The 22,957-nt window shown below is 37.2% G+C and carries 22 protein-coding genes and 1 tRNA gene; 14 read left to right on the top strand and 9 right to left on the bottom strand.

Annotated features, from left to right (window positions below):
* Nucleotides 1–55: 55 nt before the first annotated feature.
* Nucleotides 56–2,329: a polyribonucleotide nucleotidyltransferase gene (locus FW780_RS15750; RefSeq protein WP_149834457.1), complete on the bottom strand. Its 2,274-nt coding sequence runs from the start codon at nucleotides 2,327–2,329 to the stop codon at nucleotides 56–58.
* 441 nt (nucleotides 2,330–2,770) lie between these two features.
* Between FW780_RS15750 and FW780_RS15745 the strand changes: the two genes are divergently transcribed.
* Together FW780_RS15745 and FW780_RS15740 are read left to right on the top strand one after the other, a co-directional pair.
* Nucleotides 2,771–4,192 carry a sugar MFS transporter gene (locus FW780_RS15745; protein ID WP_149834455.1) on the top strand — a complete coding sequence of 474 codons (1,422 nt, stop codon included), beginning with the start codon at nucleotides 2,771–2,773 and terminating at the stop codon, nucleotides 4,190–4,192.
* A 119-nt stretch (nucleotides 4,193–4,311) separates the two neighbouring features.
* Nucleotides 4,312–4,671: a DUF4260 domain-containing protein gene (locus FW780_RS15740; RefSeq protein WP_149834451.1), complete on the top strand. Its 360-nt coding sequence runs from the start codon at nucleotides 4,312–4,314 to the stop codon at nucleotides 4,669–4,671.
* 85 nt (nucleotides 4,672–4,756) lie between these two features.
* Here the strand turns inward: FW780_RS15740 and FW780_RS15735 are convergent, their stop codons facing one another.
* A complete protein-coding gene (locus FW780_RS15735; protein WP_149834443.1) occupies nucleotides 4,757–5,920 on the bottom strand; it encodes an acyloxyacyl hydrolase in 1,164 nt (387 codons plus the stop codon).
* Between the two features lie 351 nt (nucleotides 5,921–6,271).
* Nucleotides 6,272–6,541: a 30S ribosomal protein S15 gene (rpsO, locus tag FW780_RS15730; RefSeq protein WP_045494446.1), complete on the bottom strand. Its 270-nt coding sequence runs from the start codon at nucleotides 6,539–6,541 to the stop codon at nucleotides 6,272–6,274.
* 173 nt (nucleotides 6,542–6,714) lie between these two features.
* Here rpsO and FW780_RS15725 point away from each other — a divergent pair, with 173 nt between their 5' ends.
* From FW780_RS15725 to FW780_RS15710, 8 genes are all read left to right on the top strand, one after another.
* Nucleotides 6,715–7,263: a pyruvate decarboxylase gene (locus FW780_RS15725; protein ID WP_149834442.1), complete on the top strand. Its 549-nt coding sequence runs from the start codon at nucleotides 6,715–6,717 to the stop codon at nucleotides 7,261–7,263.
* A 233-nt stretch (nucleotides 7,264–7,496) separates the two neighbouring features.
* A complete protein-coding gene (locus FW780_RS22465) occupies nucleotides 7,497–7,652 on the top strand; it encodes a hypothetical protein (RefSeq protein ID WP_167510734.1) in 156 nt (51 codons plus the stop codon).
* 161 nt (nucleotides 7,653–7,813) lie between these two features.
* Entirely contained in the window at nucleotides 7,814–7,954 is a 141-nt protein-coding gene (locus tag FW780_RS22460; RefSeq protein ID WP_167510733.1) for a bacteriocin-like protein, read from the top strand.
* Nucleotides 7,955–7,996: 42 nt separating this feature from the next.
* Complete coding sequence (locus FW780_RS22455; protein ID WP_167510732.1) at nucleotides 7,997–8,143, top strand: bacteriocin-like protein; 147 nt, start codon at nucleotides 7,997–7,999, stop codon at nucleotides 8,141–8,143.
* Between the two features lie 148 nt (nucleotides 8,144–8,291).
* Entirely contained in the window at nucleotides 8,292–8,441 is a 150-nt protein-coding gene (locus tag FW780_RS22450) for a bacteriocin-like protein (protein ID WP_167510731.1), read from the top strand.
* Nucleotides 8,442–8,786: 345 nt separating this feature from the next.
* Nucleotides 8,787–10,109, top strand: coding sequence for a magnesium transporter (gene mgtE, locus FW780_RS15720; protein ID WP_149388215.1), 1,323 nt, complete (start codon nucleotides 8,787–8,789; stop codon nucleotides 10,107–10,109).
* Nucleotides 10,110–10,135: 26 nt separating this feature from the next.
* Entirely contained in the window at nucleotides 10,136–10,876 is a 741-nt protein-coding gene (locus FW780_RS15715; protein WP_149834441.1) for an ABC transporter substrate-binding protein, read from the top strand.
* Between the two features lie 44 nt (nucleotides 10,877–10,920).
* The gene (locus FW780_RS15710) at nucleotides 10,921–11,388 is read left to right on the top strand and encodes a cupin domain-containing protein (RefSeq protein ID WP_149834440.1); all 468 of its coding nucleotides are present in this window, start codon (nucleotides 10,921–10,923) and stop codon (nucleotides 11,386–11,388) included.
* 49 nt (nucleotides 11,389–11,437) lie between these two features.
* Here FW780_RS15710 and FW780_RS15705 read toward each other — a convergent pair whose 3' ends face one another.
* Both FW780_RS15705 and FW780_RS15700 read right to left on the bottom strand, forming a co-directional pair.
* Complete coding sequence (locus FW780_RS15705; protein WP_149834439.1) at nucleotides 11,438–11,887, bottom strand: GAF domain-containing protein; 450 nt, start codon at nucleotides 11,885–11,887, stop codon at nucleotides 11,438–11,440.
* Nucleotides 11,888–11,900: 13 nt separating this feature from the next.
* The gene (locus FW780_RS15700; RefSeq protein WP_047377120.1) at nucleotides 11,901–13,328 is read right to left on the bottom strand and encodes a hypothetical protein; all 1,428 of its coding nucleotides are present in this window, start codon (nucleotides 13,326–13,328) and stop codon (nucleotides 11,901–11,903) included.
* Between the two features lie 54 nt (nucleotides 13,329–13,382).
* Here FW780_RS15700 and FW780_RS15695 point away from each other — a divergent pair, with 54 nt between their 5' ends.
* Both FW780_RS15695 and FW780_RS15690 read left to right on the top strand, forming a co-directional pair.
* Entirely contained in the window at nucleotides 13,383–14,150 is a 768-nt protein-coding gene (locus tag FW780_RS15695) for an MBL fold metallo-hydrolase (RefSeq protein ID WP_149834438.1), read from the top strand.
* Between the two features lie 93 nt (nucleotides 14,151–14,243).
* A tRNA-Leu gene (locus FW780_RS15690) sits at nucleotides 14,244–14,323 on the top strand.
* Between the two features lie 77 nt (nucleotides 14,324–14,400).
* Here FW780_RS15690 and FW780_RS15685 read toward each other — a convergent pair.
* Nucleotides 14,401–15,096 (bottom strand): VIT1/CCC1 transporter family protein, encoded by a 696-nt coding sequence (locus FW780_RS15685; protein ID WP_149834437.1) that lies wholly within the window; start codon nucleotides 15,094–15,096, stop codon nucleotides 14,401–14,403.
* A gap of 218 nt (nucleotides 15,097–15,314) precedes the next feature.
* On the opposite strand from FW780_RS15685, the gene lgt reads away from it, so the two are divergent.
* Entirely contained in the window at nucleotides 15,315–16,151 is an 837-nt protein-coding gene (gene lgt / locus FW780_RS15680; protein WP_149834436.1) for a prolipoprotein diacylglyceryl transferase, read from the top strand.
* A gap of 79 nt (nucleotides 16,152–16,230) precedes the next feature.
* On the opposite strand, the gene FW780_RS15675 is transcribed toward lgt, so the two are convergent.
* Complete coding sequence (locus FW780_RS15675; protein WP_149834435.1) at nucleotides 16,231–16,986, bottom strand: SDR family oxidoreductase; 756 nt, start codon at nucleotides 16,984–16,986, stop codon at nucleotides 16,231–16,233.
* Between the two features lie 737 nt (nucleotides 16,987–17,723).
* Between FW780_RS15675 and FW780_RS15670 the strand changes: the two genes are divergently transcribed.
* Nucleotides 17,724–18,146, top strand: a complete 423-nt coding sequence (locus FW780_RS15670) for a cold shock domain-containing protein (protein WP_149834434.1) — start codon at nucleotides 17,724–17,726, stop codon at nucleotides 18,144–18,146.
* 243 nt (nucleotides 18,147–18,389) lie between these two features.
* Here FW780_RS15670 and FW780_RS15665 read toward each other — a convergent pair whose 3' ends face one another.
* Together FW780_RS15665 and FW780_RS15660 are read right to left on the bottom strand one after the other, a co-directional pair.
* Nucleotides 18,390–19,841: an efflux transporter outer membrane subunit gene (locus tag FW780_RS15665; RefSeq protein ID WP_149834433.1), complete on the bottom strand. Its 1,452-nt coding sequence runs from the start codon at nucleotides 19,839–19,841 to the stop codon at nucleotides 18,390–18,392.
* On the bottom strand, nucleotides 19,822–22,944 hold the full coding sequence (locus FW780_RS15660; RefSeq protein WP_149834432.1) for an efflux RND transporter permease subunit: 3,123 nt from the start codon (nucleotides 22,942–22,944) through the stop codon (nucleotides 19,822–19,824). Before FW780_RS15660 ends, FW780_RS15665 begins: the two co-directional genes overlap by 20 nt.
* Between the last annotated feature and the right edge of the window lie 13 nt (nucleotides 22,945–22,957).

Raw genomic sequence — 22,957 nt, 5'->3', positions numbered from 1 at the left:
CAAAGCAAAACTCCCTCAAAATTGAGGGAGTTTTTATATTTAAGAATGAATCTTATTAAGCTTCGTTAGAAGGAGTTTGGTTTTCCACTGGCTTTTCGCTTTGTGGCTTTTCACCTTGTGGCTTCTGTCCTTCAGGTCTTCTTTGTCCCTCTGGTCTTCTCTGCCCTTCCGGTCTCCCCTGTCCTTCTGGTCTACCTTGTCCTTCTGGTCTTGGAGGTCTTGGTAAAAGAACTTTTCTCGAAAGTTTCATTTTCTTACGGTCATCATAACCCATGAACTTCACTTCTACTTCATCACCTTCAGCATAAGGAACTTTGTCAAGACGAGCCCATTCAATTTCAGAAATGTGAAGAAGTCCTTCTGTTCCTTTAGCAATTGCTACGAAAGCACCAAAGTCCATTACTTTTACTACTTTACCTTTATAAACTTCACCTACAACCGGTACGAAAGTAATTTCATTGATCTTAGCAACGGCAGCATTGATTTTCTCTCTGTCTGTTCCTGCAATCTCGATACGTCCGATTTCTCCGATTTCTTCGATAGCGATAACAGTATCAGTATCTTTCTGCATCTGCTGAATGATTTTTCCTCCAGGCCCGATTACAGCCCCGATGAAGTCTTTAGCAATCTCCATTACAACCATTTTCGGAGCGTGAGGCTTCACGTCTGCTCTTGGTTCAGAAATTGTTTCAGTGATTTTATTTAAGATGTGTAATCTTCCGTCTCTAGCCTGCATCAAAGCTTTTTCCATGATATCCATAGAAAGTCCCTGGATTTTAATATCCATCTGACAAGCAGTGATTCCGTCTGCAGTACCTGTTACTTTGAAGTCCATATCTCCAAGGTGATCTTCATCTCCTAAGATATCAGAAAGTACAGTGAATTTACCAGATTTTGCATCTGTGATCAATCCCATTGCAATACCGGAAACAGGTTTTGTAATTTGTACACCTGCATCCATTAGTGCTAATGTTCCTGCACAAACTGTTGCCATTGAAGATGAACCGTTTGATTCAAGGATATCAGAAACAATTCTGATTGTATATGGATTTTCTTCAGGGATTACAGCCTGTAATGCTCTCTGAGCAAGGTTTCCGTGTCCTACTTCTCTTCTTGAAGTTCCTCTTAGAGGTCTTGCTTCACCTGTAGAGAACGGCGGGAAGTTATAATGTAAGAAGAATTTTTCGTCGTGCTGGGTGATTACACTGTCTACCATGTTGGCATCTTTCACAGAACCTAAAGTTACTGCTGTTAAAGACTGAGTTTCCCCTCTTGTAAACACTGCAGAACCGTGAGCCCCCGGAAGGTAATCAATTTCTGACCAGATTGGACGGATCGTTTGAGGATCACGACCATCAAGACGGATATTGTCTTCAAGAATCATCTGACGCATAGCTTCTTTCTCTACATCATGATAATATACTTTTACGAAAGGTGTTACTCTTTCTAATTCTTCTTCATTATCAGCATATTGAGCAAGGAATTCTTCACGAACTGCTTTGAATTTCTCACCTCTCTCCTCTTTTCCGGATGGAGTTCTTGCTACTTCATATACTTTATCATAAGTTTCTTTCCATACTTTTTCACGAATTTCTTCGTCATGAGTTTCGTGAGAATATTCTCTCTTAGGGAAAGCTTTTCCTACTTTTTCTGCTAATCTCTCCTGAGCTTCAATTTGCTTTTTAATTTCAGCATGACCAAAATTAATAGCTTCTAACATTTCCTGCTCAGAAATTTCTTTCATTTCACCTTCTACCATTACGATAGAGTCTTTAGTAGCTCCAACCATGATGTCTAACTCAGAATTTTTCAATTCTTCATAACTTGGGTTGATAGAAAGTACTCCGTCAAATCTTACCACTCTTACTTCAGACATTGGTCCGTTGAAAGGGATATCTGTAATAGCGATAGCTGCAGAAGCTGCCAAACCTGCTAAATCATCTGGAATTGTTTTTCCGTCATAAGAAATTAATGAAATCATCACCTGAACTTCAGCGTGGAAATCTTCAGGGAAAAGCGGACGTAATACTCTGTCCACCAAACGCATTGTTAAAATCTCCTGATCAGAAGGTCTTGCTTCTCTACGGAAGAAATTTCCAGGAATTCTTCCACCTGCGTAGAATTTTTCTCTGTAATCAACTGTTAATGGTAAAAAATCTACACCAGGATTGGCTTCTTTATTGGCTACAACAGTTGCTAAAAGCATTGTTCCGCCCATTTTTACTACCACAGATCCGTCAGCCTGCTTGGCCAGTTTCCCTGTTTCGATAGTGATTTCTCTGCCGTCAGCAAGAGTAATCATTTCTGTAAACGCTTGAGGTATACTCATAAATTTGTCTTCTTAATACTCCGTATTGAGTATGAATTAATATTTAAACTCTTTAAATTTCGTGTGCAAAGGTACTATATAATAATGAAATATTAAATTTTTCACTTGCATAAATAGGTCGTCAAAATACAAAAAATTGGCTATCAGTTGATGAAAGATTCAAAAATTTATAGCTGTAATCTCAACTTTTATATTATTTGTGAATACAGAAATGCGTTTTTGTGAAGATAATGCATTGAAAAATGCTGTTGTTTTTGTATTATTGTCTCAAAAAATGAAAATAATATTCTGAATCGAAAAAAAGTATACATTTCATTATAAAAACCATTAAAATTATTGCAAAAACATAGGTTGATCCCTATATTTGCCTTACTTCACAAAATGCAATGCTGTAGGCAAAAAAAGTAAAGGACTTATCCTTATACAGATAAATAAATGTTTATGATTAATAAAGAAGTACAATCGCAAAGCAGGAATTATACGGTTCCGTTGATTACCATCACCCTGCTGTTTTTTATGTGGGGATTCATTACCTGTATGAATGACATCCTGATCCCCTATCTGAAGCAACTTTTCAATCTCACCTTTTTTGAATCCATGCTGGTACAGTTCTGTTTTTTCGGGGCTTACTTTATTGGATCATTGATTTATTTTCTCATCTCTATCACAAAGGGAGATCCTATCAATAAATTAGGATATAAAAAAGGAATTCTGTTCGGAATTTTTCTGGCAGCTTTCGGCTGTGTCCTGTTTTATCCGGCGGCTACTTTCTCGTATTATCCGCTGTTTTTAGGAGCTTTGTTTATTTTAGGATTAGGCTTTACGGTACTGCAGATTACTGCCAATGCATATGTTTCGTTATTGGGAAGTGAAGAATCTGCTTCCAGCCGACTGAATATGACACAGGCATTCAATGCATTCGGAACTACGATTGCTCCTGTGCTTGGAGGCCACCTTATTTTTGAATTTTTCTCGTCTCCGGATGGATCATTCAGTGCGGTAGCAACAAGAATTCCGTATCTTATTTTCGCGGGTATTCTCTTGCTGGTAGCCTTATTGATTTCCAGAGTTAAACTTCCGTCATTCCAGATGGGTGAAGAGGAAATTGTAAAAGGCTGGGGAGCGCTTGAATTCAGCCACCTAAAATTCGGTGTATTTGCGATGTTCTGCTATGTAGGCGGAGAGGTTGCTGTAGGAAGTTTTATCATCAGTTTCCTTGAGCAGCCGCAGATTATGGGTTTTAATGAAATCATCAGTAAAAATTACCTTTCCCTGTATTGGGGCGGAGCGATGATTGGCCGTTTTTTAGGGGCAATCTCTTTAAATCAGTCTTTAAGCCAAAGTAAAAAGGCTGTTTATATGCTGGGGGCAGCAGGAGCTGTTTTCCTTGTCATCTTCAGCATTGTGAATCTTACCTTCTCACAGATCAGCTTTTTCCTTGTATTTATCGTTCTGAATTTCATTGCCTTTTTCATCGGTAAAGCAGCTCCGGCAAGAACATTATCCATCTTCGCAGCAATCAATGTTGCATTATTGATTTCAGCCATGGTCAATCATGGTGAAATGGCAATGTACAGTATTTTAGGAATCGGGATTTTCAACTCTATTATGTTCTCTAATATTTATACGCTGGCAATTTCAGGATTGGGCAAATATACCAGCCAGGGATCTTCTCTGGTTGTAATGGCAATTTTAGGAGGAGCTATTGTTCCTATTTTCCAGGGATATCTTGCAGATCAGTTTGGAGTACAGCACTCGTTTATCATCCCTGTATTCTGCTATCTGGTAATTCTTATATTTGGAGCTTATTGTACCAAATATTTGGGCCATGTAGAAAGCACTGACGCTAAATCAGGGCATTAAAATCAATCATATCAAAATGTATAAGCGGAATATCTCAAAGGTGTTCCGCTTTCTTTTTTGATCTTAAAAATGTAACTTTTCATCGTAAAAAGGAACTTATCTAATAGATTACAATTATTATGAAAATACAATTAAAGCTTGAATATGCAGCATTTCTGTTGTTAGGAATCTATGCTTTTTCCCAAACAGGATATTCATGGTGGTGGTTTGCAGGCCTATTCCTTGCACCAGACATTTCCATGCTGGGATACACTGTTAATAATAAAGTTGGGGCTTTCTTTTACAATCTTTTCCATCATTTTGGAGTAGCTATTCTTGTTTATTTTGCCGGAACAGCTCTTTCTCTACCCTATTTGCAAGTGGCCGGAGCTATTTTATTTTCACATTCGGCTTTTGACAGAATTCTTGGCTATGGACTGAAGTATCCGGATAGTTTTCAGAATACACATTTGGGGAAGATTGGAAAGAATCAATCTTAAACAGTAGTAACGTTTTTAAATAGTAAAAGTCAAAAACTATTTAAATATCATATTCAAGCTTATGATGAGCATCATTTATTTTTTACTATTTTATTTTCTTCCTGATAAAGATATAACCAAGTTTCCACTCAAGATAATTGGCCACATGCATATTGTAGGCATTAATTCCGAATGAAGCAAACAGCCTGTCCGTAATCTGGTACTGCAAAGCTATTCGCTGGAAAAAAATAGAATTATCATATTTTCTCTGTTTTTTGGCAAGATAATATCCTGCTCCCAAATTCACATTTAATCTTCCCATCATCAAACGGTAAGAAGGCATAATACTCAACAAAGGCTGATCTGCTGAAAACCGTTTTTTTTGATAGAGCGTACTATCTGATACATACATCTCATGATTATAATGATCATCCATCGTAATTCCTACCCCAATTCCATATGCCGATTTCCGGGAATACTGGCGCATGTACAATACTTCTGTTCCATATACCGAATAATTAAATCCTGAATAGTAATTCTTCAGTTCTCCAGCCCTCTCTCCTCTGTAAAAAGCATTCTTACGGCCTCCAAAGACAGAAACTTCAAGAGAGGCATATTTTTTATCATCAACAGCAGCAGTATCTGATTTTCCAGATACCACCCGTTCAGGATAATAGGTAAGGCTAAGCTGTGGGGCAATCGTATTCAGACCTTTATTAGGGATTTTTAAGCCTCCGTTGGAAAGATGATTGAATTTGAAATTCAGTCCGATGTCAAAATGCTTTCCCAGTTCATAATACATTCCGGTTCCCATACTGATAAACATATTGGTTCTGGATCCCAATGAAATATTATAATATTTTTCATCTTCATTAAAAGGTCTGGCATTGAATGAAATTCCAAAATTCACTGTATGAAACCATTTAAGCTTTCCCCATTGTTTTATTTTGGCATTATAAATTCCATATATCGCAAAAGGACTGCTCATTTCTCGGTTTTTTATAAAATCAAAAGCAAAAAAGCCTATACCATATTGTGGATAGCTAAAGTCTTTTTCCCAATCATTCTTTCCTGTTGACTGCTTCATTAATTGAAAGGAATACCCATTATAATTCCTGTTCTCATAATCCTGCAATGCAATATTAGTGGGCAGAACCGTTCCATATTCAACTCCTGCAGAATAGATAAGAGTTCTTTGGGGCAGCGAGTCATTCTTTTGAGCTTTACAGAAAAATACCGCTACAAGGAAAAATAAATAAAAGTGCTTCAAAACAGTACATTAATTAAAAAGCTGCAAATATAGAAATCCATCAAATAATAATCAAAGAAATACCACAAAAACAACGATTATACTTGTTTTAAAACAGCATTATTATGTATAAATTCAAAATAATCTTTATTTTTTTAAAAAATAATTAAAAAACAACTACTATAATAAACGGCTTCCATCAATACAAAAACATCAATGTATGTATTCCTGTAAGTATACACTCATTAAACTGGCTTTCATGATTTTCCACTTTTACAAGAAGAGAGTTTGGCGATATCCGGCCTTATACAACCCCCACAAAAAAAAGCAACCTCTTACGAAGTTGCTTTTTATTTTGAAAATCTTTATAGATTATTTTCTTAAACCTAATGCAGCAATAATAGCTCTATATCTTGCGATATCTTTCTTTTTAAGGTAATCTAGTAAACTTTTTCTCTTACCTACCAATTTCACTAGAGATCTCTCTGTGTTGAAATCATGACGGTTAGCCTTTAAGTGCTGAGATAAGTGGTTGATTCTGAAAGTGAAAAGAGCAATTTGTCCTTCTGCGCTTCCTGTGTCTTGTGCAGATTTTCCATGTTGTGCGAAAATTTCCTGCTTTTTGTCTGTTGTTAAGTACATTCCAATATTGTTTAATGATTATTATGTAACGGGTGCAAAATTACGACTATTTTTTGATTCTGCAAACATTATTGATTTCATAAATCAAATTTGATAGAAAAAAATGTTAAAAATTTCTTAATAAATTGTATGCAATCCAACGAAAAGGCAGTAATTTTGCATACGAATTACAAATGAAAAAAATTATATTCTTTACAGCGGTTACTACTTTTTTATTCATCGGCATTACTTCGGTAAAAGCTCAGAAAGCTGCTGATGACAAAATAAAAAAAGTTCTCTACTTCAATCCTGAAGTAGAGCCTGATGTTGATGAGATAAAAGATCCTACCAACAATGCATTCTTTGACGCTGTTTCCGATAATTTCAGCAGCAAAAGAAATAAAATGCTCCGGGCAGAAGTTCAGGTTCCCTTTGACAGTATAGATAAACAGACTATCGTGGATTACTGTCTCAATAACGATGCTGATTTTGCAATTGTTTCCAAAGTACGGTACTTCAAAGTAGGTCTGGGAAAATATGTTTTCTCTAATCAGGTAGTTGTCAGCATGAAGCTTTTTGGTTCTGACGGCAATCTTGTCACGGAAACAGATCATGATACTTACCGAAAGAATATGCGCCTGCTGGGTTCAACAGTGAATTCTGTTAAAATAGGAACCGAAGGAGCTATAAAAGGAATCATTAAAAAACTGAGAAAGCTAAAGCCAACGGAAGCTGAGCTTTGAGTTCAAGGTTTAAAGTTGGAATATAAGACCTTTGATAATCAATGGTCAATTTTGCTTCGTAAGTCAATCGTGAATCTTTACTGTTCAGATCAATTAGCCGTATCAGAAAAATTCATAATTCATAATTCATAATTCATAATTCTTTCATAGCCTCTATCCTGCAGAATATCTACATGTAGGTCAACACTTTGAATGCTTTGATTAGTTTAGCTTTATATTAAATCTAAATGATCATGAAAAATTCAAATTTAAAAAGACTGAGCAGAAACAGTCAGAAAGAAATCTCAGGAAGTATTGTACGTCTTCAGAAATGCCAATATCATTTTGAATGTCCGGGCGGGTCATGCTGCCATAGAGTATGTGTAGTGTATGCATGCCCTGAATTATAAATATTTTCATGTTAAATAAAGCACTTGTTCACACTTATGAAACAGGTGTTTTTCGTTTAAAAAACACTATAAATAACTGATTAACAATTAAATATTTTCACCAAACAATGAATTATTAAATATTTTTTACTATTTTAGTTCAATCTTAAAATCTAAACCACATGAAAAATCTAAAGAAACTCAGTCGAGAAAAAGCAAAGCAAATCAATGGAGGTTCCACTGAAAGATGCAGTGACAGTAATCCATGTGCTGTAGGATATTGCTGCTATGGCATTTGTTCACCGTTTATCTGTCTTGAATAAAGTACAAAGACTTATAACTAACTCACATTAAAATTAAATCTCATGAAAAATCTAAAAAAACTCAGCAGACAAGTACAAAAGGAAATCAAAGGAAGCGGGCCTTTCAAAAGATGTACAGAACATTACGAATGTCCGGGCGGATCATGTTGCCATAACATCTGCGTTGTGGATCCATGTCCTCTGGAATAATATATGATCATTACAGGCACCTGCAATTGTAGGTGTTTTTTTATTTAAAAATTAAATAAAATATTGATTTATAGCAAAATATTTTCACCACCAAATGAATAATATGAAAATATTTATTATTTTAGTTTAACATTAAATCTAAAACTATATGAAAAACTTAAAGAAACTCAGCAGACAAGCTGCTAAAGAGATCAACGGTGGCATCGGCCCTTTCAGATGCAGTGAAACAAGACCTTGTTCAGTAGGATATTGCTGCAACGGAGAATGTTGGGATCATGACTGTCCGATAGAGCCTTAATCTTATTATATTTGATTACCATGAAAAATTCAAATCTTAAGAAGCTGAACAGGCTGGAGCAAAAAAATATTAAAGGAAGCGGAATAAAAAAGTGTGGTGACAATTCAGATTGCGGACCATACCAATGCTGTACAAATGCTGTTTGTACATACATCCCTACCTCAGAATGTGAACCAATTTAAAGAATATTGGAATTTAAAATTTAATTTTTGAACATCCGTCTTGGCGGGTGTTTTTTTGTCCTTATACTGAAGGAATAAACTTTAATTAATCCTTAATTTTCCCACTTTATTGCTCAGTCTTAAAAATTTGAATTATTTTTGCATATCCAAAAAATTTCACGTTTTGAATTCTAGAGACGAACTTATCTTCAACCCTGCCGATATTGCCGAAACTCTCAGCGAACTTCCTGCTGATGAGAGGCTGCTCGCGTTCCTGAAGGTTCCGAAAGAATACAAAGCAGAAGTTTTTTCACATCTTGATCCTGATTTCCAGGAAGATACTATCAGAAGTATTGGAAGCGACGAGGTTTCTGAAATTCTGAATGCTATGACTCCGGATGACAGGACTGCTCTTTTCGAGGATTTCCCGGATGAGCTTATCAAATATTCTATCAATCATCTTAACCCTCAGGAAAGAAGGATTGCATTGAAGCTTCTTGGGTACAATTCAGACTCTATTGCCCGTCTGATGACTCCTTATTATATTCAGATCCGTAAAGAATGGACAGTAAAGCGATGTCTTCAGCAGATCAAAAAGGTAGGTAAAAGAGTGGAAACCATGAACTACCTGTATGTGGTAGATGAAAGAAACCGCCTGATTGATGACCTTGCTATCGGAACTTTACTGTTGGAAGAGGAAGATACACTGGTTTCTGATATCACAGACAATCATTTTGTAGCGATTACCACCACTACTTCCAAAGAGGATGCGGTAACTTATTTTGAAAAGTACGACCGTGGCGCTCTTCCCATTATTACGGAAGCCGGTGTTCTGGTAGGAATTGTAACAATTGACGACATTCTGGATCAGATTGAGCAACAGAATACGGAAGATATTCAGAAATTTGGGGGATTGGAAGCATTGGATCTTCCATACATCCAAACCTCGTGGACTGAAATGATCAAAAAAAGAGCAACCTGGCTGATCATTTTATTCGTTTCGGAAATGTTGACTGCTTCAGCAATGGGATATTTTGATAAAGAAATTGAGAAAGCTGTTGTGCTGGCACTCTTTGTTCCGTTGATTATCTCCAGTGGAGGAAATTCCGGATCACAGGCTGCAACGTTGATTATCCGTGCAATGGCGCTTCAGGAGATCAGTCTGAAAGACTGGTGGTATGTGATGAAAAAAGAGATTATCTCCGGATTATGTCTTGGGGCAATTTTGGGAGTTATTGGATTTATAAGAATCATGCTTTGGCAGCAGATTGGCCTTTTTGATTATGGCCAGTATTGGGTTTACGTTGGATTAAGCGTTTCTGTTTCCCTGATTGCCATTGTGTTATGGGGAACACTATCAGGTTCTATGATCCCATTTGTCTTAAAGAAATTAAATCTTGACCCTGCCACTTCTTCTGCTCCGTTTGTAGCAACATTGGTAGATGTTACAGGACTTATTATTTATTTTAGCGTTGCCGGAGCTTTCTTAACCGGAAAACTTTTGTAATTTTAGGCATCATCTAACATGCCAATATGAAAATCGTTTCGCTTGTACCCTCTATTACCGAGGCTTTATTTGACCTTGGACTTACTGAAAATGAAGTTATCGGGAGAACAAAATTCTGCATTCATCCTCAGGATAAAATAAAAAATGTTTCTGTAATTGGTGGGACTAAGAATATCAATATTGAGAAAATAAAAGCATTACAACCGGATCTTATTCTTGCCAATAAGGAAGAGAATGTAAAAGACCAGGTAGAAGCTTTAATGAGTGATTTTAAAGTAACCGTTACTAATGTTGAAACGATTGAAGATAATTATTATCTGCTTAAAAATCTCGGAAAACTTTTGGGAAAGGAAGAAAGAGCGCAGCTTTTCAATCTTAAAATATATGAAATCCTGAATCAGGCAAAGCTTGAAACTCCTGTGAAAGCAGCTTATCTTATCTGGAAGAATCCTTATATGACCATTGGTTCAGATACGTTTATCCATAGGATTTTATCAGAAATTGGATTTGAGAATATTTTCAAAGATAAAACCCGTTATCCTCAGATTACTACTGAAGATCTTGCGGATGCTGAAGTGATCATGCTGTCCTCTGAACCGTTTCCTTTTAAAGAAAAACATATTGAGGAACTGCAGGCTTTCTATCCTGATAAAAAGATTATGATTGTGGATGGTGAAGCATTTTCCTGGTATGGAACTCATATTGCAAAATGTGAGAATTATTTTAAAGAACTGCTGGCTGAAATTCATCTAATGCAGCAAAGCTGATTTTTTAACAACTTTAAACTCTAAACATTAAACCTTAAACTTGTATGTCTGATACAGTTATATTATCCGAAGGAGTAGAATTCTGTCACGTTATTGAGGAAGTTTCAAAATACATCAATCTTTATGTAATGGCCTTTGAAAAAGAAGAACGAACCATTACGCGGATAGATAAACGCGAAAATATGTATGGTGGAAAAGGAACTGTATATATGCTGCAGATGTTTGATCCGAAAGAATTAGCCAATAATCGTCTGGCCGCCTATATGGTTTTATTGAATAAGGGTGATGAATCTGGGTTTCATACGCACAATCAAAGAAATGAACAGGAACTTTACGTGGTCGTGCATGGAACCGGAGAATATCGTGAAAGAACCGGAATTGAAGGACCCACACGAAAAAAAATTCTTCAGAAAGGAGATATTACAGCGATCAGTTCCATAGGGTATCATTCTATCGAAAATACGGGAGACGAACCTTTAATCATGTTTGTTATTACCACTTATACTCCATAAAAAATCCGGCTAATTCAGCCGGATTTTTTTATTTATTGTAAGCTTCCAATTACAAGACCTTAGAAACTTCGTTACAAAGCCATTCTAATAATTCGCGGTCTTCACTAGTGAAAGGGTCTATCGTATGGGAATCTATATCAATCTGTCCGATATTCTTTCCATCTTTAAAGATAGGAACTACAATTTCTGCTTTTGTATCAATTGAGCAGCTCAAATAATTACTTTCTTCGTGTACGTCAGGAACTACAAATGTTTCGTTAGAAACGGCAACCTGTCCGCAAATCCCTTTACCGTAAGGAATAATAGTATGATCTGTTGGCGCTCCTACATAAGGGCCTAAAATCAATTCTTCCTTATCTCCGTTTTTGAAATAAAAACCTGTCCAGTTGAAATAAGAAATTTCTTGATCCAACAAGTGGCAAACTTTTTCAAGCTTTTCTTCTGTATTATGTTTAGGACTTTCAAGAATTGAGGAAAGTCTTTTCTTTAATTCTGACATTGTATATATTTTTTTAAGAGAATTGTTTTAGGGAAAGTTCTTCTTTATATCCGAACATTCCACGCTCTTTAATCATTTCTGCTACGCCTTCCGGAACCTGAGTTTCCCAGCCTTTCACACAACATGCAATTTTTCTCAAAATTTCTCTGGAATAAATTTCCAAAAATTCCGGATTATAATTCGTAATATCTACAATACGATTATTGTGTTTGAAATATTTATATAGTTCTTTCAGGTTTTCTTCTACTTTCAGGTTTGAAGAATCCAGTAACTGGTGAGTCTCAGGATCTTTATAAGGATACAGATATACTCTCATCCCGTTTCTGAAAAATTTCCCGAATGCTTCAAGAATTCCACCTGACATATTTTTATAATATTTCTCGTCAAATACCATCAACAGGTTGTTTACACCCATTGCTACTCCAATATCCCCACTTGTATAAGATGCGAAATAATCTATCAGTCTGTAATATTCAGAGAAGTTGGAAATAATAACAGTATACCCCAACTTAGCCAGAATATCAACCCTGTCCAGGAAATCTCTTTCGTCAATATCTCCGTCTGCTCTCAGATTGGAAATAGTAATTTCAATAAGGACTTCCGTTTCTTCATGGGTACAGATAGCATCTTTGAAAAACATGTCCATCCCATTTTTAAGCATATCAATGTTTACTTTCGTTACCGGTCTGAAACTTCCTCTTACCGCGAAAATATTTTTCTTGTATAATACATCTGCCGGAAGCATATTGCTGCCCTGAGAATTGAAAATTACCGCATCAGTCATTCCGTTTTTAACCAGCTGAAGTGACATCAGTCTGTTGTCAACATACGCAAAAGCAGGTCCGCTGAAATCAATCATATCAATTTCCAGATTGTCTTTTGCAATATCGTCATATAAAGATTCTACTAAAGTTCTAGGGTTGTCAAAGTAATTGAAAGCCCCGAAAATAAGATTTACTCCAAGGTTCCCTAAGGTTTCCTGCTGAAGGGTAGCATCATTTTCTTTGAATTTTACGTGAATCACGATTTCATTGTAATCTTCATTTTCTTTAGTCTGAAAACGAATTCCTACCCAGCCGTGGCCTTTTACAGTTTTGTCAAAATTGATGGTTGTTACCGTATTGGCATAAGAAAAGAATTTTCTGTCGGGATTATTATCTCTTGAAATTCTCTCCTCAATCAAAGCTACTTCATATCGAAGCATTTTGCGAAGCCTGTTTTGGGTAACATACCTGTTTTTTACTTCCTTTCCGTAGATGGCATCACTAAAATCTTTGTCATAAGCAGACATTGCCTTAGCAATCGTACCGGAAGCTCCCCCTGCTCTAAAAAAGTGGCGAACAGTCTCCTGCCCTGCTCCAATTTCTGCGAAAGTACCATAAATAGTAGGATCTAGATTAATTGTTAATGCTTTTTGTTTAGGAGTTAGTTTCTGATACATTAGGACATGAAATTTTTTGTAAATTTACCAAAATTAAACCAACCTCAAAACAAAATGAAGTTGAAATTTTTAGGAACTGGTACTTCTCAAGGTGTACCCGTTATAGGCTGTACATGTGAAGTGTGTACTTCTGAAAATCCCAAAGACAATCGTTTACGTTCTTCCGTGATGGTGACCACGGAGGAAAATAAAAAAATACTGATCGACTGCGGTCCGGATTTCAGGCAGCAAATGCTTACCAACCACGAACATACCGTAGATATTGCGTTGATTACTCATGAGCATAATGATCACGTAATTGGGCTTGATGATATGCGGCCACTGATTTTTAAAAGTGGAAAAGATGTTCCTCTTTATTGCTATTCAAGAGTGGCTCATGAAATAAAAAACAGATTTCCTTATGCCTTTGCTGATGTAAGATATCCCGGAGCGCCCGCTTTTGAGCTTCATGAAATTGAAAATAAACCTTTTCAGGTATTGGATACAGAAATCACTCCCGTAGAAGTGATTCACTATAAAATTACCGTCTTCGGGTACAAATTTAAAAACCTTGCCTACATTACTGATGCCGGGTTTATTTCTGAAACAGAAAAAGAGAAACTGAAGAATCTGGACGTTCTGATATTAAACTGTATCAGAAAATTTGATCCCCATCCTGCCCATTTTATTCTTCCGGATGTTATTAAATTGTTTGATGAACTGAAACCAAAAAAATTATTTTTAACACATATCAGTCATCATTTAGGACTGCATGATATTGAAGATAAGCAGCTTCCGCCCGGAATACATCTTGCCTACGATCGTTTGGAGCTTAATTTTTAAAAAAAATCTTCAAAAAAGCTTTTGAACATTGAAAAAAGTTCCTATATTTGCACACCAATTTGAAACAAACATCACGTTTGAATTCAACATCAAGCCCAGGTGGCGGAATTGGTAGACGCGCTGGTCTCAAACACCAGTTCTTAGGAGTACCGGTTCGATCCCGGTCCTGGGTACAAAAAACCTCTGAAATCATTTGATTATCAGAGGTTTTTATTTTTTAGGGGATCAAAAAGGGGTGGCTATATTTATTTTATGCTACATTGACTCCGAAAATGTGTCCCACCAGCGCAGTAATTCCCATTGCAACGGTTCCCCAGAAACAGATTCTCAACACTGCTATTTTTATACTGGAACCTCCCGCTCTGGCAGAAACAGCTCCCAAAAGCATTAAAAATATGATTGAAAATCCGTACTGAAAATACACCATTTGTTTAAGCGGTGCCAAAAGAGAAACACTAAACGGCAATAAAGCACCCACGGCAAATGAACCGAAAGAAGCCATCGCTGCCTGCAAAGGTTTTGCCTGCGTTATTTCATTAATTCCCAACTCATCACGAGCATGCGCACCAAGAGCATCATGTTCTGTAAGCTCCATCGCCACCTGCATCGCTGTTTCTTTGGTACAGCCTCTTTTTTCATATACTTTGGCAAGTTCTCTAAGTTCTATTTCCGGCATTTCTTCAAGTTCACGTTTCTCACGAAGCAAATCCGCTTTCTCAGTATCCTCCTGTGAACTTACAGAAACATACTCTCCCGCTGCCATAGACATAGCTCCCGCGATCATACCTGCCAATGCTGCAAGAATAATAATATTCCGGTCGGGTTCTGCTGCTGCAACGCCTATGACAATACTTGTGGTGGATAACAACCCGTCATTCGCTCCCAATACAGCTGCCCGAAGCCAGCCTACCCTGTTTACATAATGTTTCTCCAACTGATGATGCATATCTTTTTGTTTTGGCGATACCCTAAAGTTAGCAAATCTTTCATCAAGAATCATTTTAAATTATCTTCATTCTCACCCATATAAAGACCTCTTATATTAAGATACAGCGTTCTATACTGATATACAAAATCAATCCATAGTACTCTGGTAATCAAATTGAAAAATACTGAAACACTTCCATTCGGTTCAGAAATTCCTATTTTCTTATCTTTGCAGGAATGAATTTATTATATATCAACTGGGATGTGAATCCCGAAATCGTCAATATCTTAGGATTTCCTTTAAAATATTACGGACTGCTATTTCTTGCGGGACTGGTTTTATGTTTAACTATTTTAAAGCGTATTTATAAAAAAGAAGGCCTTAGTTCGCAGGCTCATGAAGCGCTATTTTCTTATGCGTTGATAGGGATTTTAGTGGGTGCCAGACTGGGACACTGCTTTTTTTATGATTTTGATTATTACTCCCAGCATCCGCTTGAAATATTGCTCCCAATTCAGAAAGGAGTGGACGGGACCTATCATTTTACAGGCTTTGCAGGACTTGCCAGTCATGGTGGTGGTATCGGATTGGTGATTATGCTTCTTATCTATGCGAGAAAATTTTCTATCCCGTTTATGACGGTTTTAGATGCTATAGCGATTGTACTTCCGTTGGGTGGTACTTTTATAAGGCTTGCCAATCTTATGAATTCTGAAATCATAGGAGTTCCTACAGATGTTCCATGGGCTTTTATTTTCCGTCAGGTAGATGATCTGCCAAGACACCCTGCCCAACTTTATGAATCCATCTCTTATTTTATTATTTTCCTTTCGGTGTATTTTATTTACAAGAAAAACATATTTAAAATCGGAAAAGGATTTTATTTCGGAATCAGTATTTTATTGATCTTCATTATGAGAATTCTGATTGAGTTCATCAAGGTAGATCAGGTAGAATTTGAACATGGAATGAGTCTGAATATGGGACAGCTATTAAGTATTCCTTTTGTTCTTCTCGGTTTATTCTTTATCATTAAAAGTATAATGGAAAAAGGAAAGGTGAAAACCACTTAACTCCCTGATTTCTTCTAAAATAAAAACTCACTGAAAGTTGTTTTCAGTGAGTTCCTTTTTTATGGATATTTCCAATAAGTTATCTTGTTGTATATCCTCCGTTAGCAAAAATGGTCTGTCCGGTAATCCACCAGCCTTCTGTTACCAGAAATTCTACTAGCGGAGCGATATCTTTAATATCTGTAAGACCTCCCAATGCTGATGCTGATTTATGATAAGCAACCGCATCATCTGTTTCCTGTCCATAGAAGAAAGGGGTATCCATTGGGCCGGGTGCTACGGCAGTTACAGAAATTCCTCTTCCCCCGAATTCTTTAGAAGCTGCTCTTGTAAAATGCTCTACCGGTGCTTTTGCTCCCGCATAAGTAGAATACAGTCCCGTGTAAGCGGCTAGCAGTGAAGTAACAATGGTACAGATTTTCCCATGATCGTTCAGTTTTTTACCAGCTTCCTGCAAAAAGAAGTAAGCAGATTTTGAATTGACATTGAACATGGTATCATATTCTGCTTCTGTAGTCTCTGAAAATGGCTTTTTCAGTACCATTCCTACGGTATTGATCGCAATATCAATTCCTCCGAAACGGGAAATTGCTTCATCAAAGAATCTTGTAATATTGTCTACTTTGGTAAGGTCTCCCTGAAATAAAAATGCTTCTGCTCCTAGTGCCTGTACCTCAGCAAGTGTTTTTTCACTATCTGCTCTTGAGCTTTCACTGTTGTAATGTATTGCCAGTTTTGCGCCTTTCGCAGCAAAATCTCTACTTAAAAGTCCTCCCAGGTTTTTACCTCCTCCGGCAATTAAAACAACTTTTCCTTTTACATTTTGTGTTGACATTGATTTTATTTTTAAATGTTAATGAGGCAAAGATGGATAATAAAAACGGCCTCAACATGGTGAAGTTTTCGGGAATTTTATTTAAACCTAAATGATTATCAACTGCTATTCTGGTTTTAATTTTAAACTAAGTCAAAAAACGTTTTATATTTTTTTATATAAACAATATTTTTTAATAGAATGCTATTTACCAGCTATATATGACATGTAACAACCCTTTCATATTAAACAAAGCTATATAATTCACTATTACGCATTAATTTTAGGCATAACATTTGATGCTTCACAGCCGTATTATACACCACTTCATTTTTATAATATATTTTTTTATAATCCTCAGTGTTCTGAGGATTTTTTTATGCACTTATTCTAACTCTCATTATCGTCTTACACTCAGACTATAAAGGTATACCGGCAGATCTGCTGTAAAACCATTTCTGATAATCAATCATTTAAAACCTGATAATTCATTTTATTGTTGTATATTTGTACATTAAATAACCAAGTCAATACTTTGTTTTCTGTAACGACCCGAATATTTTTTATTCAGTCTTTGCTTTTTGAGCAGCCATATTTTAAACTTTTATTCTTCTACTAAGAACAATACTTGTCGGAATTTTAAAGCTCTGTATGATTGGGATGATCCAAAACAGAAAACATAGCCAGGCTTTATAGGGGTCCAAAACAGACCAGATTGAACCAATTAATTTATAGAAACTAAATACTAAAAATAATTTATGGCAGATTCTTTTTCTAAAAAGGAAAATTTCAAGAAAAAAATTCAAAAGCAAAAAGAAAAGGCGCTAAGACGCGAAGAACGTAAAACAAACAACAACAAAGGAGCGGAGGATGTCTTCATGTATGTAGACGAATTCGGAAGATTAACTTCTACTCCACCTGAACAAAGACAGGAAGTAAACCTTGAGGATATTCAACTTGGGGCAGCTCCTATTATTGAAGAAGATCCAAGAAAAACAGGAATTGTTACTTTCCTGAGTGAAAAAGGATATGGTTTCATCACTGAAGATAACTCTAAAGAAAACATCTTCTTCCACAACAACAACTGTGCAGAGCCGGTAAAAAAAGGAAACAAAGTATCTTTTGAAAAAGAGAAGTCTCCTAAAGGATTCTCCGCTGTTGAAATTCAGCTTGTTAAATAATACTTACGCATAAAATAAGCTGCTGTACAGCAGTTATATTTTAAACAATACACAAAGAGACTGCCTTATTAGGACAGTCTCTTTTTTGGGACATATAAAAAAAAGTTAACTCAACTTATAAAAAGTTAGATTCTAGCGCAATATCCTGGAATTATTTTAATTACCATTACGGGAATCCGTAGAATACAGTTAAAAAAGAAGCTACCTAAAAGACAGCTTCCTTCGTCGTAAAAAAAGTAAAAATTAATCCAGTTTCCCTCCCAGTGCTTTAAACAGCAGGACGTTATTTCTGGTATTCTGATGCTGGAATTGTAATAAATCCAATTCAGCGGTCAGTTTGCTCTTCTGAGAGTTGATCAGTTCAAAATAATTGGCATATCCTGTCAGATAAAGGTCGTTGGAAACCTCTACTCCACGGTCAAGAAAGCCTACTTCTTCTGATTTCAGCTTCAGCACACGTTCATAAATTCTAGTCTGTTTCAGGATCGACTGAAGCTCGTTAAAAGCAGTCGTAATACTTTTCTGATAGTTTAAAAAGGCAATTTCCTGCTCCTTACTCGCTACTTTAAACTCATATTTCAACTGCCCTTTATTGAATACGGGAACCATTAATCCACCCAACAATTGCCCCGCCAGAGAACTTGGTTTAAAGAATGTCTCTACAGAAAAAGAATTCAGTCCGAAACCGGCTCCCAAATCAATCTTAGGATAAAAAGCAGCTCTTGCAGCCTTTGCATCAGCCTGAGAAGCCTCTAAAACATAATAATTCGCTGCTACATCAGGTCTGGAATGGATAACTCCTTCTACATTAATGGTTTTGTTTAAGACTTCCATATTGGTAGGCATCAATATTTTTCCACGTTTTACCTCTCCGCCGTAGCTTCCTGTTAATGTAGTAATAGCTTGTTCTACTGTAACAATTTCTACTCTGATGTGTTCAATCTCTGCCAGCCAGTTGTTGTTCTGCGCTTTGAACTGCTGTACCGCCAATTCGGTCGCTTTTCCCACTTCACGCTGTGCCAAAACAATCTCAAATGCTCTTTGCTGAAGGTTGTAATTTTTTTGGTAAATCGCAAGACGGTTGTCTAAGGTCACCAACTGGTAATAGAGATTAGCAATATCTGTAAAAAGCTCTACCTGCAACAGCCTCAGCCCTTCTGTGGAAGCCAGATATTTCTTTTGGGCAGCAATCTTTTTATTTTTCAGCTTGCCCCAGGCGTCAATTTCCCAGCTGCTTCTTGCTCCCAGCCAGTAATTAGGCGTAAAATCTCTGTTGATTTTCTGATTTTCCGTAATATTGGGAGATAGATTTGTATCATAATTCCCCACTCCTTCCATTGTATATTTTCCGTATCGGTCGCCGGAAGCCTGTACTCCAACTTCAAGAGAAGGCAGTAAATCCATTTTTGATCTTTGAAGAAAACTATTGGCAATTTCCACTCTTTGCTGGGCAATCTGGAAATCCGGATTTGCCTGAACTACTTTCTCAAAAAGTTCCAGCAGCTGCGGATCTGTAAAGTAAGCCTTCAGGTTAATCTGCTGAAATTCATCCGGATTTTTATTTTTATCGTTTCTGATGATTTCATTTGGCAATTCCTGAGCTTTTTTGAGCTCCGTTACTTTGGGAACAGCGCATGAAACAAGGCTTAGTGAGGCTATTCCGTATATTATATTTCTATGATTTAATCTTTTCATCTTTCTTCTTATTTTCAAGTTTTGCAAAGAATATATAGAGTCCCGGAATGACTACTAATCCGAAGATGGTTCCAATCAACATTCCTCCTGCAGCCGCTGTGCCAATAGAACGGTTTCCTATTGCACCTGCTCCGGATGCAATACATAATGGAATAAGTCCTGCTACAAATGCAAAAGAAGTCATCAGAATAGGTCTCAGACGCTGTCTGGCTCCTTCAATTGCCGCCGGAACGATATCATATCCCTGCTTATTTCTTGCCACGGCAAATTCCACGATTAGAATGGCATTTTTAGCTAAAAGCCCAATCAGCATAACCAATGCCACCTGTGCATAAATATTGTTATCCAATCCCGCCAATACCAATGCGATATAGGAACCAAAGATTCCCGTAGGAAGGCTTAGTAATACCGGCATAGGAAGAAGGAAACTTTCGTATTGTGCCGCCAGTAAAAGATAAACGAATAAAAGACAGATCGCGAAAATATAAACGGTCTGGTTTCCTGATAAGATCTCTTCTCTTGTCATCCCGGACCACTCAACATCAAATCCTCTTGGCAGTGTCTCCTTGGCAACACGTTCTAAAGCAGCAATGGCATCTCCTGAGCTGTACCCATCTGCGGGTTCTCCGTTGATCATTGCAGACATATACATATTGTACCTCGTCAGTACTTCGGGTCCATACACTTTTTCAATGGTGATGAAGGTAGAAAACGGAACCATTTCGCCTTTATCATTTTTTAAATATAAATTCAAAATGCTTTCAGGGGTATCTCTGTGTTCCGGACTTGCCTGTACCATCACTTTATACATCTGACTGAAACGGATAAAATTCGTGGCATAATAGGATCCCAGCATAGTCTGTAATGTAGACATCGCGTTGTCTACCGAAACTCCTTTCTTCGCTGCCATATCATAATCCACATTGATCATATATTGCGGGAAAGTGGCATCAAAACTGGTAAAGCTGTTCTGCAATTCAGGAGCTTCGTTTAATTTTTTAACAAAATCCTTGGTGATTTTATCTGTATTTTCAATGGTTCCTCCGGTTCTGTCTAATAAACGTAATTCAAAGCCGCTGGTATTACCGAAACCAGGAACTGTTGGCGGAGCAAAGATCTCAATCTGGGCATCTGCTATACTTTTTGTTTTGTCAGAAAGCTCAGTAATCAGATCATTCACTGAAATATTTCTTTCTTTCCAGTCTTTAAGATTGATCATCGCCATTCCGTAGGATGAACCTGCGATTTCCGTTACAATACTATAGCCTGCAAGAGTGGTTACGTTTTCCACACCATTAATTTTTTTGGCAATAACAGTCACTTCATCCAGTACTTTTTCTGTCCTTTCTACTGTTGCTCCCTGTGGAGTAGTCACACTCACATATACCATCCCCTGATCTTCCATTGGAATAAACCCGGTTGGAAGGAACTTGCTGGTCACAAAAGTTAATCCAACGAATAAAAATAACAGTCCAAAAGTAACCGTAGTTCTTGTCGCAAATTTTGATAAAATGCCTACATAACCATTGGTAAGTCTTTCAAAACCTGTATTGAAACTCTGGAAAGCCCTGTCGATGATGGTTTTCTTCTTATCGTGATTGTGAGGTTTTAAAATAATCGCACAAAGCGCTGGTGTAAGTGTCAATGCATTTACTCCGGAAATCACAATACTGATGGCCAGTGTCAATGAAAACTGGCGGTAAAACACACCTACCGGACCGTCCAGGAATGCCACAGGAATAAATACTGCAGACATCACAATGGTAATTGCCACTACCGCTCCGGCAATTTCTTTAGTAGCACTAATGGTTGCATCCATTGCATTCATTCCTTCTTCCATTTTCACATGGACGGCTTCAACGACGACAATGGCATTGTCCACCACAATTCCGATGGCAAGAACCAATGCGAATAGTGTTAAAAGGTTAACAGAGAAATCCAGCATATTCATGAAGGCAAATGTTCCGACTAATGCTACCGGAACTGCCAGCACAGGAATCAATGTGGAACGCCAGTCCTGAAGGAAGATAAATACTACAATTCCTACCAGAATAAAGGCCTCGATAAGAGTTGTCAGTACCGCACTGATGGAAGCATCCAGAAATCGGGAAACATCATACGCCATATTATACTCCATTCCGGGTGGGAAGGATGTGACTTTTAATTCTTCCATTTTTGCCTTTACGCTTTCAATAACCTCGGAAGCATTGGAACCGGGACGTTGTTTCATCATAATGGATGCAGATGGCCTTCCGTCTGTTTTGGAAACCATTCCGTAATTCATCGCTCCGAATTCAACTTTAGCAATATCTTTAAGCTTTAAAATTGTTCCATCAACATCAGATCTGATGGGAATTTCTTCATATTGTTTGGGTTCAAAAAATTTCCCTTTATATTTGATCACATATTGAAGCTGACTGGAAGTTTTCCCTGACGTTTCTCCCACTTTTCCGGGTGCTGCTGAAATATTCTGTTTTTGAAGAGAAGTGATCACTTCATCTGCTGAAATATTATAGGCAGCCATTTTCTGTGGATCCAGCCAGACTCTCATTGAGTATTCTTTCTGCCCCATGATCTCTGCACGGCCTACTCCATCAATACGTTTCAATTCCTGAAGGACATTAATATCCGTAAAGTTATAGATGAACTGCTCATCCTGACTTGGATCTGTACTCGTGATATTGAGGTACATCAGCATACTGTTCACCTCTTTTTCAGTGGTAACACCGGCTCTGATTACCTCTTCAGGAAGTTCATCAAGAATGGTTGTCACCCTGTTCTGAACGTTTACCGCTGCTACATCGGGATCTGTTCCCACTTCAAAGAATACTTGAATAAGGGTAAGACCGTCATTGGAAGTGACTGTAGACATATAAGTCATTCCCGGCACTCCATTGATCGCTCTTTCCAGAGGAAGTGCTACCGCATTGGCAGATACTTCGGCATTAGCACCTGTATATTTTGCCGTAACAGTTACTGAAGGCGGTACAATGTCCGGAAACTGGGTAATAGGCATCTTTAACAAAGCCATAATTCCCAGCAGTACAAATAATATGGAAATAACCAACGAAAGAACCTTTCGTCTTATAAACATTTCTACCATAGTAAATAGATTT

The organism is Chryseobacterium sediminis (assembly GCF_008386505.1).
GTDB classification, from domain to species: domain Bacteria; phylum Bacteroidota; class Bacteroidia; order Flavobacteriales; family Weeksellaceae; genus Chryseobacterium; species Chryseobacterium sediminis.
The sequence above is the reverse complement of the archived record's forward strand: the minus strand, read 5'-3'. Positions and strand labels throughout refer to the sequence as shown.